The organism is Aquimarina gracilis, from assembly GCF_035285365.1.
In the GTDB taxonomy this organism is placed as follows: domain Bacteria; phylum Bacteroidota; class Bacteroidia; order Flavobacteriales; family Flavobacteriaceae; genus Aquimarina; species Aquimarina gracilis.
In genome coordinates this window covers 311893-327411 of sequence record NZ_JAYKLX010000005.1, presented here as the reverse complement: position 1 = coordinate 327411, position 15519 = coordinate 311893, and the positions used below count along the sequence as shown (strand labels likewise).

The following is a 15519-nucleotide window of genomic DNA, read 5'->3' as shown; positions in this document are numbered from 1 at the left end:
TTACCAGTATTCAAATATCTTAGATATTTTACCATTTTTAAATTCAAAAAGAGTCATTTGATAATCACCATCTTTAATACCACTTTCGGTTTTGGTTATATACTTTCTTTCTACTGCAATAGCATTGAGTCCGGTAATCATATTAACTATTTTAATATCTATCACACTGCCATCATATCCACCATTTTTTTGATTACGAATATAACCATCATATAATTTTTGTCTTGAATAGGTGCCGCCATACTTAGGATGAACATAAACAAAGTCGTTTGTAAATAAATCAAAAACGTTGTTAATATCTTCTACAGAAGAATTAGCGGCAAATATTTTTATGTTTTGGGAATAGTAGGTGTTTACCAAATTTACTAAGGAATCTTTTTGTACTTGATTTGTACTTTGGGAATTTATTTTTAAACTAAATAAAAGACAGAATAATGTTGCACAAAAAGTATTGACGACGGTACTCATTTATAGTAATTCATGGTTTACTCACCTAAAATATAGCATATCTGTCAATTAAGTTTGAAATTTATCTTAAAAGTTACGGGAAAAGAGTAGTAAACTTATGGAGTACTTTTGTTTATCGGTCATTACATTCATTAAATTTTGATATGAAAATTTTAGAAAAGAGTACAAATACCGTATGTGTACCTAAACACCCTGTTTTTTCTTTATCATAAAGCTGAAGCCTTCTACTTTTGAGAGAAATAATATTTATGAATTCTAAAAACAATGTATTTATGAAACAGTTGAAATTTGTAATGCTTTCTCTTTTACTTTGCTCATGGGTTAGTGAAACCAATGCGCAATCAAAAATTACATCATATTCATTCAAGAAAGGTGAAGTTCTTGATATTTTGGTGTTAACTTCCAAACCCGAAACGAGTTCATTATTTGAGAGATATAAGAAAACTGCGTTTCCAGTAGCTTTTAAAATGAGTTATCAATCGTTACCTGGTTTTAAAATTGATGAAAATGTAGCAGGTAATCATCATCCAAAAGGATTTATACTTGGTAAATGGGGAAGTATTGATAAACGAGAGAAATTTTTAGTTGATATTGATGAAGAGGTTCCAGATTTTCATGAGCAACGTAGGGATATCTTTTCTTTTTTTGGTTTGACCTATTATGAGATTAAAGAAGATGTGAATTTTAGTGTGGATAGAAGTAAGTATAATGTAGTTACAGCCTATTGGTATAACAATAATACAATGTTTTCTGAATTCAAAAATGAATGGTTGAATAAAGTCATTAATTCTGGGGGAAAAACCATTATCGAACTTAAGAACGGTAAATCACCGTATGGTTATTATTACAATCCAGATTATATGGTTATTACACAATGGGATAATAAGGAGAAGTTTGAAAACTTTAAGAAAAAAAGCCTCGAAATGAATCATAAAGGTTTACAACATGTAAATCAATTTGTAATTAAGTAAGTACTTTTAAAGTTTCAAATAATCCTTTTTACATGCAAACATTACTGAATCAATTTGTATACTTTACTTTTTTTCAAAGCCTATTTTTATTAGGGATTTATTTATTCTCAAAAAAAAACCGAAAAAATATCAATGGTTATGTTGCATTTTTGATTTTTGTATTGTTATTAGGGTTAAGCGGAAGGGTTTTATACATATCAGAGGTGTTTGGGAAAACCCATAGACTTATTGCTTTTTCAGAGTTTGCTACCTTATTTTTTGGGTCAACGGTATTTTTATTTACCAGGTCTTCTTTAGAAAATAGACGTTTTTCACTCAAAGATCTAATTCATTTTATTCCTGGGGTCTTATATATTTTGTTTATAGTAGGCTACTATATGCTACCTTCTAGAGAAATTATTCAGGAAAAAGTGAATAGCGGAGAACTATTTAAGGTTGTTACGTTAATCATAGGTATAAGTCTAATTTTTAATATTGGGTACTGGTTTTTTAGTCTGCGATATTTTTTGCGTTTTCGAGAAAATCTTAAAAACGAATTAAGTTATACTGTAAAGACACAATTCTTTTTAAATTTTTTAATGGCAATAGGTCTATGTTTGGTTGTTTGGCTTATCATATATTTCATTAGTATCATTGGCTTGCCAAAAATAGAAAGACAGGCCCGGCAATTCATCTGGTTAGGGATCGCATTTATCATTTTGTTTATTTCTTATTATAAAATGATTGCCCCCGAATTGTTTAAAATTAAACAAGTACCTGTTACCAAAAAATATGCACAATCAAAGCTTAGTACTTCTGATCTGGAGAAATTAAAAACACAATTAGAAATGCTAATGCAGGAAAAGAAGCCTTATCTTAATAATAAACTTCTTAAAGCCGAGTTGGCCGAAATGCTTGGATTAAGTAATCCTGAATTGGCACGGTTACTTAACGAAAGTATTGGCATGAATTTTTTTGAATATGTAAACTATTATCGCATTAAAGAATTTGTGTCGCTGGCTCAAAACAATAAATACAAAAATTTAACTTTTTATGGGCTTGCACAAGAAGCGGGCTTTAATTCTAAAACCACATTTAATAAATCATTCAAAAAATTGATGGGAACTTCTCCGTCAGAATATTTTAACAAAGAACTTCAATAAAAATCGAATTATGTTACAAAAAGCATTCATAATACTGTCTTTTATTTTTGGATCTACTACTATAGGTGTAGCTCAATTAAAAGTACCAGCATTAAGTTCTTCTTCAGAGATAAAACAAACTCTGGGGTTAACTACTATCGAAATACAATATTCTAGACCAAATCGCAAAAACCGAAAGATTTTTGGTGCCAATGGATTGGTGCCTTTTAATGAATTTTGGAGAACAGGTGCCAATAGTGCAACCAAGATAATTTTTGATGATGATGTATTTGTAGGTGATAAGAATTTAGAAAAAGGGACTTATACAATTCTTACAAAACCCGGTGATGAGAATTGGGAAGTAAACTTTTATCCTTACAACAGTAGAAACTGGAACACTTATGTAAAGCTGAAACCAAAAGTTGTTTTAACTATTAAAAAGAAAGCGTTACAAAATATGGTAGAGACACTTACCATAGGTTTTGATGAGGTAACATTTGAAAATGCAAATTTGATTATAGCGTGGGAGCAAACACAGGTAAAAATACCTATACGTGTGGCTGTAAAAGAAAAGGTCTTAAACAATATAAAGAAGACAATGAATGGACCAAGTAACGCTGATTATTTTCAGGCAGCGTTATTTTTGCACGAAACCAAAACCAACCTTGAAGAAGCACTTGTTTATATACAAAAAGTGACAAAAAGTGATAAAGCCTTGTTTTTTCAAGTGCATCGTGAAGCACTTATTTTAGCAGATCTCAATAGAAAAAAAGAAGCAATGCAAGTTGCAAAATTATCACTTCAACTCTCTAAGCAAGCTAATAACAAGGACTTTATAAGGTTAAATGAAAAATTAATACAAAAACTTTCAGATTAACTAAGTAGTATAATAACTACCCTGGTTTAAAACTAAGTATTTTCAAATCAGGGTAGAAAATTTAACTTTTTAAGAAATGAATATAATTATAACTATTTATCCCTTGAGAATAGATGCTTTTTGTTGATCAAACTCTTCTTTAGTAATAGCGCCTTCATCTAAAAGCTTTTTCAATTTGGTTAGCTTGTCAATGCTATCTTCTTTAGTCTTTGGTATTTGCTGATTAACGATTATTTTTTGTGGTTTACTATCACTAGAAAGACTCCAAACTAATGAAACTACCCAACCTATAAGGCTCCACCCTAAAAAAAAATTTAGCGCGATGATTGCAATTAAATTTTTTTTCATTCGTAGTAGAGCAATAATAGATGGTATGAAATAGGCCACTACGCCCACAACAAGCATAATAACCAAAACGGTATCCTGCTCAGACAAGCCGGATTTGGATTGAAACAATAAGTTCATAGAAAAAGTATTTATAATTACGTATAGCACATAAAATAAGCGGGGAGAATGAATTTTATGCATTTGGATACTAATCTACCAAATTTTCTTAAAAAACCCTTGAAAAAAATATCTAAAGCCAGAGAGGGAGCTACGTGGTAAATCGATTTCTTAATTAAGAATCAAGAATACTTTTGAAGAATCAACCTGCAAAAATCGTTTATCTTTTTTGTGTTGCCTTCTCTTGCATTGTAAAAATTGAGAATACTCATTTCAAAAGGAAGATCTGCCGAGTATAGATATAGAGGTAATACGGCCTCATCTCCTTCTTGAATATATTTCAAATTACAGAAGGAGTACTCATATTTGCACACTTTAGACTGAATATAGGTATCAGATAAACAGACTATAAAGCGTTTGGAGCCAGCCATGGCCTTATTGATTTTATCTAACCAATTGGTTCCTATCCCAATTTCTTGAGTATCGATAAATAGTTTAAACTTATTTCCTAATTCCTTTCTGATAATCTCTATTTCTTTTTCATTTTTCCTACTATAGCTTACAAAGAAATCATAATTATTATCATTCATATCTTTTTTGAAAAGTTCAGCTTTTTTTTCAATAGCTTTCTTTAAAAGCATTACTTTTTTATCACTTAGTTCAACGATTTTAATGGTTTCAAATGGTTGTTTTTCTAACCACAAAAGACTTGTGTTTACAAGCTCATCTATTACTTTGTCAACAGAGTAATTTTGTTCCCCTGTCATTAGTAACGGAAGACCTATAGATTTTATAGAGTGACTTTTTGATATTAATGTTAAGCTCTGAAATATCTCGGCAATTTGCGAATACGGATTGGCAAATGGATCTGGCTTGGGCTCAAAACATAATATTCTTTTTATGTTTGGATAACTAATTTCCTTTGATATCCAACAATGCGAATAGGCCCTTAAATCCAGTTCTTTTTCTTGGGCTAATTTTTCTACGCTCAATCCTTTGCGATACAACGCTCCAATAAGAGATGTCGTTGTAGGTAAATAATTATCAGGAAAAGCAGAAAGCACCAAGAAATCTACCTTTTGGTCATAGGGTATTTGAGTTAGGTCTCCTTTAAATAATTGAAGTGATTTGTTATCTGATATCTTTAATTCAGAAATAAGCTGCATAAATCGTATTGGTGGTTTTACTTATAGTTTATCGATAATAAAGATAGCACCTTTAACGAAATATTTTTTATTATTACCAAGGATAATTATTTTATTTTTCCATCGTGAAATCCAGCTCTTTTCCAAGCTCCATCTTCTAGCACCCAAATATTAGTAACTCTATATTCATTGGTTGTTAATATGCCATTTTTGGTGCTTGAGGTAGTTATTTTGGCGCTTACTATGACCATGTTATCATATTGTTGAATTTTGGTTTCATTCATCTCGTATGAATGCACCTCAAGTTTTTGAGTGTCGATTTCTTCTTTTCTTTTCTTGAGATAGGCTAACCAAGTTTCTTTATCAATAGGTTTTGCATTGCTATTAGTGTGTATGTAATCTTTGGTTATCATCGATGAAAGCTTATCAACATTTCCTTCTTTAAATGCGGTATTAAACTCTTCGATGGTTTCTAATACATCTTTTTTTTCTTCCTGAGAATTTACAAATTGCGATACTAATAAAATGGTAATTATGATTATTGATTTGATATAATGATACTTTTTCATGATTGGTTATTGATTAAATTACTTTTCTGAAGTATAAATACAATATTGTTTTCATTTTCATTATCCTTTCTGTTCTCTTCCAATATGAAGTTATTTTTTTTCAACAGTCCTTTTGAAGCTTCATTGTCTTTATGCGTGTACGCTTCAATTTGATCGAGTTTCAGATCTTGAAATCCGTAGTTAAGAACTCGAATCAAAGCCTCGTTCATAATACCTTGTCCATGAAAATCAGGATGCAAATCATACCCAATTTCAGCAATTTTATGGTGATCTGAAAAATTCCATAAGCAAATGGTGCCTATAAGTTTGGGATTACTTTTTAAAGTGATTCCCCAAAAAAGCCAATCATCTTCTTTAATACCATTGTTGATTTTATCAATAAAGGCAATGGTCTCTTCCAAAGTTTGCGTTTTTGGCCTGTTTACATAGGTGTTTACGATCTCATTCGACCTTAAAAAGAGGATTTCTTTACTATCACTATATGCTATTTGCCTCAGTGTTAATCTTTTTGTGTTTAGTTTTAGAAGCGTTTCAATCATTATATAACAATAAATTTCTATTCATCAAATTTGTGATCTAACCAATGTATGATATTTAAAAGTAATTTATAGTTTTCTTTGGCATCCTCACTATTCATACCAACTTTTCTCTTATTAGGACCAGCTAATTGTGTTGTAAACATTGCTGCTTCGCCAAAAGCAACAATTCTTCCTTTTCCATATTTCTTATAAGCACCTTGAGACCATCCTTTTACATTATACGTTTTTGTTTTAGAATTAAATACCCAAGCCGTATCGGGTAATTTATTAACAAATCTTTCATTAAAAACTAGAATTGGGGTTGCATCTTTTGGTATTTTAAAAGCTTGCCCAGTAAATGTTGCAACCTGTTTTACTTTTTCCCCAGTATTTCTACCGCTAGAAATATTATTTTTAATAAGAGTACCTTCTTTTATAGTAAAGTAAGCTGGTCCACGGCCTAATGTGTCTAATGCAAATGCATTGGTAAATTCAAATCCAAAAGCAGCTGCAAGGTCTTTTGCTGCCCCGCCCATAGGCATATGATCGGCAATAAGAAATAAACTCCCTCCATCATTTACCCATTTTTTAACTATTTCTATCTCAACTTTGGTAAACGCTGAAGGATTTGGGAGATACCAGTTTTGGACATTGGCCTTGTGTAAGGCGTTCGATATAACAAGAATTTTTCCTTTTTCCAGTTTTTCTTTTTCAAACAATCCTGTATATGGTTTTACTATATAACCATCGGCTTCCAAAACGTTAGAAAATCCTTTGTATCGGCCACTTTTCGTATGAAAGTTATAATGACCTTCATCAATGAACACAATTGAACCTTTTCCTGCCTCATATTCGGGATTTTGTATGTTGGGTTTATAATAGGGGTCACTTACTTGCTGAGCAAATGACGTATGATAGAAGATTAGAAGTGCGAAAAAATAGAAAAGTCTCATTTTATGGTGGTGTTATTTTTGTAGGTAACCCTTATATTTTAATAATCCGTTGTTCATCATCTCGACAGCAGCCTTACTTGTTATTGTAGCCCCCGAAATCCCATCTATTTTATGCTCCCCTTGAACCAATAACTTGTCATCTTGGGTCAAACCAAAAGTTTTTGACCTGAAAGATATTTTATTTCCTACAAATTTATTTTCAAAAGAACTTAATGTGAAATCTGCACCATAACCTTCAGACTCACCTTTGTGATCAAATTGAACTTTCAGGATTTCCAGAGTACTCTTATCCACCAGAATTTTGGACCATATCGCTCCAGTGTATCCATTGCTTTTGGTCATAAGAATAATGTTGTTTGAATTTATGACCTCAAATATTGGTCTGTTATTTGACTGATTGGAAAGTGCTTTTTTATATAAGGTGGTCCCACTTTTCAAATCTATAGATGTTATTTCACCCTCTTCATCAATTTGCTTTACAACAAATACTTCGGCAAGATTTGTTTTCTCGTTAATAGTAATATTTGCAAAAGTGGTCAGTTCTTTTACTAAAGATGGTATTTGTAGGGTTTCTTTGACTTCTGGTTTGGTTTTTTCTGTGTCAGATGATGCATTATTACTTGCTTGTTGTTTACACCCTACCACTAGAAAAAGAAAAATTAGATAATAGACTGGTTTCATAATTTTTACTTTTTTGAAGTATTGTTTTCGATTTTTATTTCTGGTTGATTTTTTGCTTCAAACCTAAAAATATCATTTCGTGAATAATGGCCGATAACATCAAAATCAAGTTTACTCTCATTTATCTCATTCATATCGAGTTCGGCAATTAACACTCCGGCCTCATCAAAAAGAGGTCCAGCTATTATTTTTCCCATGGGAGAAACAATCACACTTCCACCGGGGCACATATTTTCTGGCTCGTCTTTTACCAAAGACTGAAATCTTTTTGGATACATTGATTTTGTATAATATTGGTTGCAACCCAAAACGAAACATCGCCCTTCGAGTGCTATGTTTTGCATTGTTGCGGTCCATGCTGGCCTCGAGTCGGCGGTAGGGGCAATGTGAATTTCAATTCCTTTTTGGTACATGGACATTCTTGCCAAAGGCATATAGTTTTCCCAGCATATCAATCCGCCCAGTTTTCCAATTTTTGTTTTGAAAGTAACGAGTGATTCTCCATCGGCTTCACCCCAAACGATTCTTTCGGTTCCCGTTGGTTTTATTTTTCTGTGAACTCCTAATAGTCCTTCTGTTGGAGAAATATAGAGCATAGAACAATATAAGCTGCCGTTATTTTCTTGTTTTTCGGTTACACCAATAACCAAATATATGTTTTGAGTATTAGCAAGCTTTTCAAGTCTTTTAAGGTCTTCGCTCTCTAGGTCAAGGCTGTTTTCATGATATTCTGCAAATAATTTCCGACCTTGTTCTGTTCTATTACCAATGGTTGCTCCAAAAGAAAAACCTCGTGGATATCCCGGTACAAATGACTCTGGAAAGACCAATAACTCACAGCCTTGTTTTGCACATTTTTGGGTAATCTCTTCAATTTTTTTGATAGTTTGATCTTTATCAAAAAAAATGGGACTATCCTGAACAACGCCAACTTTTACTTTCATACTTTATTATTTCATAAGCAAATTAACTATTCCTTCAATTGGTTTTAACTCTGAAGGAATAGTGGCTATAGATTCTAATACACTAGACCCTACAATGTCAAACTTTTCTTTTAAAGCTTTAATATAAGTTTCTGCATTCTTGATTTTTATACCATTAGGAATATTATAGTAAGTTTGGTTGTAGTCTTCGGGATCCAAACAGTCAAAATCAAAATGAAGATAGAGCTTAATTATTTTTTTTGATTTTAGAGTATCAATTAGATCATCAATGTCCAACTTTAAAGGACAATAAATGGTATCAAGATCAATTCTTTCTTGTTCTTTGGCATCAATATCTCGCAAACCAATATAATGAATTTGTGAAGCATTAATTGTAGAGAATATAAGGTTGTTCATTTGTTCTTCACCTTCGCCTAATAGCGTTCGTAAAGGCATTCCATGAAAATTACAACTTGGCGAATCACAAGGATGATTGATATCGGCATGGGCATCAAACCAAATGATACCAAGATTGGGATATTTTTGATTGAGATACGATACAGGGATGATTTCTAATCCACAATCGCCTCCAATGGTTTTAATAGACTTTGGCTGCTTATTGATTAGATGTTTTTTGAAACGAGTCAACTGATCAAAAAGAGCATCGTAATTATTAATTCTAAATTTTTGGATACCTTTTTCACCTGCCTCAATTTTAGATAGAGGTATCTCTATAAATTCTTGATCGTTAAGGTGTTTTAATATTGTATTTGCACCGGATTCAATTGTTTTACCGTTGCCAGATCCTTGCCATTGGGGAAAGTAAACATTCATGAATTGAAATGATTTGGTTAAAGAGATTTTATCGTTTTCTTTAGCATGCTTTTCACTATAAACCTGTGGAAAACCTTTACAGGTAAGAAGTACAATTTACCAAACCAATTATTAAATATTACTATTGTCGAGATGATTAACTTTTCTTTATGCATAGAATTGGGTACAATAAAAAGAGAAACTCTGAAATTAAGGTGTTTGTCATCCTCGCCTAGGATTAATTCTGTTTCAGTTTTATTAAATACTTTGAATACTCCGATATGATCTCCTTTATTGAAATTAAGATCCTTTTTAGATAACTCTTTTTGATTAGTAGTAGTCCCGGTTTTCAGCCCGACAATAGAAACTATTTTATTGCGCAATGTCATTAACAGACCTATCCATTTTGGTGAAGATATAAAGAAAGCTCTTCCTATATCAGTAGAGGTAACCAAGCTATTTTTTTTGCCTAGATTTCCTGAATAACTATCTGAGTAATCATAATTATGATTAAATAATATGGATTTTTCGGGAAAAGTAACCTTTTTAATTTTCATCAGAGTGGCTTCACATAGATATAAAAATTGGGGTCTATAATTATGCGATCTCCTTTAAATTCTTTTGTTCGCCATTCAGCACTGGGTTGTATCCAATATGGATTATCCCCGATAAAAATACGAACAGGAGTATTATAGCCTTCAATAACATCGACATACCTATATTTTAATTTCCCTCCTTTAAAGGAATATTCTAAAGTGGGAATTTTGGTAGTTCTAAGATATTGGTCAAAAAAGTGGGTAAGATCAATTTTTGTTTCTTGGCAAATGTAATCTTCAATTTGTTTAGAGGTAACGGTTTGATGATAAAATGTTTTGTTGAGGCCTCTTAAAATTGATCGCCATTTTTTGTCGTCTCCAATCAATTGTCTCAAGGTATGAAGCATATTGGCGCCTTTGTAATAAACATCAACAGACCCCTCTTTGTTTACATTATACGTACCTATAATAGGGATGTCATTTTGAATCTTTTTTCTTATCCCTACTACATATTCCTGGGAAGCTTTTTGGCCATAATAATAATCAAGAAATAAACTTTCAGAATAACAAGTGAAACTTTCATGAATCCACATATCTGCTATATCCTTGTATGTAATGTTGTTGGCAAACCACTCGTGACCAGTTTCATGAATTATTATATAATCGAATTTTAAACCCCATCCAGAACCCGATAAGTCGTTTCCTAAATAACCATTTACATATTTGTTCCCATACGTAACCGAGCTTTGATGCTCCATTCCCAAATAGGGTACTTCGACAAGTTTAAAACTATCTTCATAAAAGGGATAGGGACCAAACCAGTGTTCAAAAGCTTTAATCGTTTTTGGAGCGTCTTTAAATTGTTTTTTTGCCCTTTCAAGATTATCTTTTAAAACATAATAATCCATATCAAGAGCGCCTTTTTCTCCTTCATATTTTTCTCCAAAATGAACATAGTCGCCTATATTGATATTCACGCCATAGTTATTTATAGGATTGCTCACAAACCAATGGAATGTTTTTGTATTGTTATTATGTTCCTCTACTTTTCGTAATCTTCCATTAGAAACATTTATCAAATCCTTTGGTACATTAACGCTTATTAGCATGCTATCGACTTCGTCATACATATGATCTTTATTGGGCCACCAAACACTTGCACCCAAACCTTGACATGATGATGCAATGAAATGTTTGCCATTTACATCTTTTTTCCAGGAGATTCCGCCATCCCACGGTGCGCGAATAGCTTCTCTTGGTTTTCCATAATAAAAAACCTGTATACTATCGAGGTTACCCTTTTTTTGTTCTTTGGAAAGCTTAATAAAATGAGCATTACCTTCAGATTTTACATTTAACTCTTTACCATCCTGAAGTACTTTTTCGATTTTCAAGGGAGGTTGCAAATCAATCTGAAGGATATCATGTTCCTTTACTATTTTATAATGTATAGTATTTTTCCCTTTGATCGATTTCTCATCGGGATCTATGCTTATATCCAGGTGATAGTATGAAAGGTCCCACCATGCTCTTTCTGGAGTAATTGAACCTCTAGGAGTATCCTGTCTTGTATATGTTTTTTCTTGTGCTGTTAAGAAAAATGATTGAAACACAAATAGTAGAGACAGAATTGCTTTATTCATTCAATATAATTTTTAAACCTACAAAATAGTGGACTTTATTTTCTTCCACAACTTATTTAAAATATAAGTCGCTATAATCACAACTATTGTTAAAATCGTGGCTGATAAATATTTTCCGTAAATCCAATACCCAGTTGCAAAAAGCACACCATAAATTAAAACACAGCCTACCAACATTGCTAGAATACCCGAAGGAACGCTCCACTGTGCAAAATCAGTTTTAATATCTATATTTTGCTTTTTTGCGGCTTGTAGCGTCTTACTCCAACCGGGTCCGCCGGGTTGAGTTTTCTTATAAAAATTGAACAATACTTTAGAATCTTCGGGTTTGGTTAAAAAAGTTACGGCCAACCAAATTATTGTAGTAATACCAACAACTAAAAGATATTTTGACCATCCAGGCAACGGTCCTTCTTCAAATAAAACCAGATTAACCGATTCTAGATTGAAAATTATAGATACAATTCCCGAGGCAAACATACCCGAGATCTCACTCCAGGCATTTATGCGCCACCAAAACCATCGCAATATAAATATTAATCCTGTTCCCGCTCCAAACATAATGATATAGTCAAAAATTTGCTTGGCATTTGTGAGTTTCAGAGCTAGCACTGTGCTTATGAGCATTAATACCGCTGTTGAAATTCTTCCAACTAGCACAAGTTCTTTTTCTGAAGCATTTTTATTGACTTGTTGTATATAGAAATCGTTTACAATGTATGAAGATCCCCAATTAAGGTGTGTAGAGATTGTAGACATGAATGCCGCTATTAATGAAGCAAGAACAAGTCCTAATAAACCAGATGGTAGTCGAGTAAGCATTGCTGAGTAGGCTAGGTCATGGCCAATTTTATCCTTTTGTACTTTCTCTTCGGGGAATGCTTCTCTAATGGCAGTCAATCCCTCAGAAGCGAAATAGTAGGTGTCCATTCGTTCTTTTTCTTCTACAGTTAAAGCTCTGGTGCCTTCCAGTTTTTGCATTTCAATATAATTATGCTTTGCGGCTTCCATGGTATTGGTATCATCTTTTGGATAAAGGACCAAAGAGGCCAAGGCCACCAAAATCCATGGCCATGGGCGCAATGCGTAATGCATAATATTGAAGAAAAAAGTAGCACCAATGGCGTGATTTTCATCTTTTGCAGCCAACATTCTTTGGGCAATATATCCACCACCACCGGGCTCACCACCAGGATACCAAGAACTCCACCATTGTACTGCCAAAGGAATTATTAATAGCGTAATTAATAATTCTGTGTTGTCAAAATCAGGTAGTAAAGAGATTTTATCGATTACTTGTGGGTGCACAATTAGGTTTGAAATGCCATCTACTTCTGGAAGGTTAACACAATAATAGGCTGCTCCTATAGCACCAATCATGGCCGTAAAAAATAGAACAAAGTCTGTATAAACCACACCTCTGAAACCTCCAACAGCGCTAAAAGTCACCGTAATCAGAGCTGCAATACCAACGGTATATAAGGGATCAAGACCAAGCATGACCTGACTAATCTTTATTGCTGCCAATGTAACTCCAGACATGGCAAGTACATTAAAAATAACCCCTAGATAAATCGCTCTAAAACCTCTTAAGAAATGAGCTGGTTTTCCCCCATACCGTAGATCATAAAATTCTATGTCTGTATTTACATTCGATTTTCTCCATAATTTGGCATACACAAATACAGTTAGTAATCCCGTAATTAAAAAAGCCCACCAGGCCCAATTGCCAGAAACTCCTCCTTTTCTTACAATATCGGTTACCAGGTTTGGGGTATCAGTAGAAAAAGTAGTTGCTACCATAGATAAACCTAATAGCCACCAAGGCATATTACGTCCAGAAAGAAAAAATTCGCTTGTGTTTTTTCCTGATTTTTTGGAAACCCAAATGCCTATAGCTAGTGTTATGGCAAAAAAGGAAAAGATTAGAACAAGGTCCAGCGTCGAAAGTGTGATCATGAAGATGATTTTTTAAATGTGTAAGTCTTTGTTGTTGCTAAAAATAGTGTCTTTTACGTGTTTTACATAGTTGCGTCCAATAGGAATTCTTTTCGAATCTATTTCTATCAAATTACCTTCAACAGATTTTATTTTATCTATAGCAATGGTATATGATCGATGAACGCGAATAAAGTTTGAATTTGGTAACTCTTCGGTTATTCCAGTTAAAGATTTGTGAACCAAATAGTTGCCATGAGTGGTGATTACCTTAATGTAGTCTTTAAGACTTTCAATAAACAAAATGTCTTTTAACAGGATTTTTACTAGTTTTTTATCAACTTTCAGGAATATAAAAGGTTCTTTATTGCCTATATATTCTTCATTTTTTGATTGATTCTGGTTGATAACTTGATTTAATTTATTGATAGTTTTTAGAAAACGATTGAAAGGAATTGGTTTTACCAGATAATCAAGTACATCTAGTTCAAAACTTTCAACGGCATATTCTCGATAAGCAGTAGTGATAATAATTTGGTAATCATTTCTGCTATTTTTAATGAAATCCAACCCGCTCATGCCAGGCATATTGATATCCAAAAAAATGGCATCTACCTCTCCTTGCTCGATAACTTCCAGAGCTTCAATAGGGTTATTAAAGGATCCAAGAAGTTCTATGTTTTTGAATGATGCCAGGTGCGATTCTATGATTTTTATCGCAAAAGGCTCATCATCAATTATTATGCATTTGACAATCATAATATGGGGATTTTTAGTAATACATTAAACGTATTATCTATTATTTTGGTTTCTAAAGAGTAATTGTTTTTATACAATAGCTCTAATCTTCTTCGTACATTTTCAATACCTATACCTCTTTTCTTTTCGTTATTATTATTGGTATTGAAGTTGTTTTTCGCACTGAAAACGAGTTGTTGGTTTTTTTTATTTTCGAAGTGAATATCTAAGTTTACCGAATCATTATTCTTGCTGCCATGTTTAAAACAGTTTTCAATAAAAGGAAGAAGTAATAAAGGAGGGATAGAAATGTCATCAATGTTTCCTTTGATTTCAATCTGAGAGTTTATTTTTTCTCCATGTCGCAATCGTTCTAACTCTAGATAACTTTGTATATAATTAATCTCATTTAATAAACCAATTTTTGGCTCTTTTACATCGTACAATACATATTGCATAATCTCGGATAGTTTTAGAACAACATCTGAAGCCTTGTCAGATTTTTCAATGGTTAGATAGTATAAGTTATTTAACGTATTAAAAAAGAAGTGAGGTTGTATTTGAGATTTTAGGTATTTTAATTCTGTTTTGAGTTGTAATTGTTTTAGTTGAGCATTCTTTCTCCTCTCTGCGATCCAGTCCATGGTTAGCTTTATTGCAGTTGCCAAAGCAACAACATAAACTTCTCCTATTGTCACAGCGACGATATGATTAAAACTATAGGCTTTTTGAATTCCAATGGCTTCTGGCCAAATGTTACTGGTTACTAATAAAAGATTTAGCTCTGTTCTTACAATGTATACTAACCCCAATGTAAGAATAGCCGAAATAAAGTATAGAACTACTCTTTTTTTTAATATAAACTTTGGAATCAAATAATAAATATGAAAGTAGGTAATTGGAATATGAATAAAAAACTCTACCAAGTTTGACTTAAATGAATACATGTAGTCATCAAAATAACTTCCCCATCGAATAAAATTGATCATGAAGTATCCTATCCAGAAAATAAAATGATACTTTCTGGGAATACTGTAACCATCATATTTTGTTATTTTGTCGGTCATAGTTTTTATAGTTTTTTATGACAAATTGTTAAAAAACGTGAAAAAATTATGCGTTTTTTTGGTTAAAAACAAAATACTTTAGAGAATATTTTAAAAAGCATTCATTTCAAAAAA

The 15519-nt window shown here is 32.5% G+C and carries 17 protein-coding genes; 3 read left to right on the top strand and 14 right to left on the bottom strand.

Annotated features, from left to right (window positions below):
* Window positions 1-468, bottom strand: a complete 468-nt coding sequence (locus tag U6A24_RS11980) for a nuclear transport factor 2-like protein (protein WP_324180210.1) — start codon at window positions 466-468, stop codon at window positions 1-3.
* A gap of 272 nt (window positions 469-740) precedes the next feature.
* Here U6A24_RS11980 and U6A24_RS11975 point away from each other — a divergent pair, with 272 nt between their 5' ends.
* Genes U6A24_RS11975 through U6A24_RS11965 form a run of 3 tightly spaced genes read left to right on the top strand, consistent with a single transcriptional unit; the run spans window position 741 to window position 3437 of the window.
* Window positions 741-1439, top strand: a complete 699-nt coding sequence (locus tag U6A24_RS11975; RefSeq protein ID WP_324180209.1) for a hypothetical protein — start codon at window positions 741-743, stop codon at window positions 1437-1439.
* A 32-nt stretch (window positions 1440-1471) separates the two neighbouring features.
* Window positions 1472-2581: an AraC family transcriptional regulator gene (locus U6A24_RS11970; RefSeq protein ID WP_324180208.1), complete on the top strand. Its 1110-nt coding sequence runs from the start codon at window positions 1472-1474 to the stop codon at window positions 2579-2581.
* Between the two features lie 10 nt (window positions 2582-2591).
* Entirely contained in the window at window positions 2592-3437 is an 846-nt protein-coding gene (locus U6A24_RS11965; protein ID WP_324180207.1) for a DUF2911 domain-containing protein, read from the top strand.
* A 96-nt stretch (window positions 3438-3533) separates the two neighbouring features.
* Here U6A24_RS11965 and U6A24_RS11960 read toward each other — a convergent pair whose 3' ends face one another.
* The 13 genes from U6A24_RS11960 to U6A24_RS11900 form a co-directional block, all read right to left on the bottom strand.
* Window positions 3534-3902, bottom strand: coding sequence for a superinfection immunity protein (locus U6A24_RS11960; RefSeq protein WP_324180206.1), 369 nt, complete (start codon window positions 3900-3902; stop codon window positions 3534-3536).
* A gap of 161 nt (window positions 3903-4063) precedes the next feature.
* Window positions 4064-5047, bottom strand: a complete 984-nt coding sequence (locus U6A24_RS11955; RefSeq protein ID WP_324180205.1) for a toll/interleukin-1 receptor domain-containing protein — start codon at window positions 5045-5047, stop codon at window positions 4064-4066.
* A gap of 86 nt (window positions 5048-5133) precedes the next feature.
* A complete protein-coding gene (locus tag U6A24_RS11950) occupies window positions 5134-5595 on the bottom strand; it encodes a nuclear transport factor 2 family protein (RefSeq protein ID WP_324180204.1) in 462 nt (153 codons plus the stop codon).
* Window positions 5592-6134 (bottom strand): GNAT family N-acetyltransferase, encoded by a 543-nt coding sequence (locus tag U6A24_RS11945; protein WP_324180203.1) that lies wholly within the window; start codon window positions 6132-6134, stop codon window positions 5592-5594. Before U6A24_RS11945 ends, U6A24_RS11950 begins: the two co-directional genes overlap by 4 nt.
* Window positions 6135-6151: 17 nt before the next feature.
* Entirely contained in the window at window positions 6152-7066 is a 915-nt protein-coding gene (locus U6A24_RS11940; RefSeq protein ID WP_324180202.1) for a DUF4350 domain-containing protein, read from the bottom strand.
* Window positions 7067-7078: 12 nt separating this feature from the next.
* A complete protein-coding gene (locus U6A24_RS11935) occupies window positions 7079-7747 on the bottom strand; it encodes an FMN-binding protein (protein WP_324180201.1) in 669 nt (222 codons plus the stop codon).
* Window positions 7748-7752: 5 nt separating this feature from the next.
* The gene (locus U6A24_RS11930; RefSeq protein WP_324180200.1) at window positions 7753-8691 is read right to left on the bottom strand and encodes a carbon-nitrogen hydrolase family protein; all 939 of its coding nucleotides are present in this window, start codon (window positions 8689-8691) and stop codon (window positions 7753-7755) included.
* A gap of 6 nt (window positions 8692-8697) precedes the next feature.
* Window positions 8698-9504: an arginase family protein gene (locus U6A24_RS11925; protein ID WP_324180199.1), complete on the bottom strand. Its 807-nt coding sequence runs from the start codon at window positions 9502-9504 to the stop codon at window positions 8698-8700.
* Window positions 9505-9521: 17 nt separating this feature from the next.
* On the bottom strand, window positions 9522-10040 hold the full coding sequence (locus U6A24_RS11920; RefSeq protein WP_324180198.1) for a DUF2867 domain-containing protein: 519 nt from the start codon (window positions 10038-10040) through the stop codon (window positions 9522-9524).
* On the bottom strand, window positions 10040-11662 hold the full coding sequence (locus tag U6A24_RS11915) for a M1 family metallopeptidase (protein WP_324180197.1): 1623 nt from the start codon (window positions 11660-11662) through the stop codon (window positions 10040-10042). Before U6A24_RS11915 ends, U6A24_RS11920 begins: the two co-directional genes overlap by 1 nt.
* Before the next feature lie 18 nt (window positions 11663-11680).
* Window positions 11681-13621 (bottom strand): sodium:solute symporter family protein, encoded by a 1941-nt coding sequence (locus tag U6A24_RS11910; protein ID WP_324180196.1) that lies wholly within the window; start codon window positions 13619-13621, stop codon window positions 11681-11683.
* 12 nt (window positions 13622-13633) lie between these two features.
* Complete coding sequence (locus tag U6A24_RS11905; RefSeq protein ID WP_324180195.1) at window positions 13634-14359, bottom strand: LytR/AlgR family response regulator transcription factor; 726 nt, start codon at window positions 14357-14359, stop codon at window positions 13634-13636.
* Window positions 14356-15405, bottom strand: a complete 1050-nt coding sequence (locus U6A24_RS11900; protein WP_324180194.1) for a sensor histidine kinase — start codon at window positions 15403-15405, stop codon at window positions 14356-14358. The genes U6A24_RS11905 and U6A24_RS11900 overlap by 4 nt, the downstream gene beginning before the upstream one ends.
* Window positions 15406-15519 lie beyond the last annotated feature (114 nt).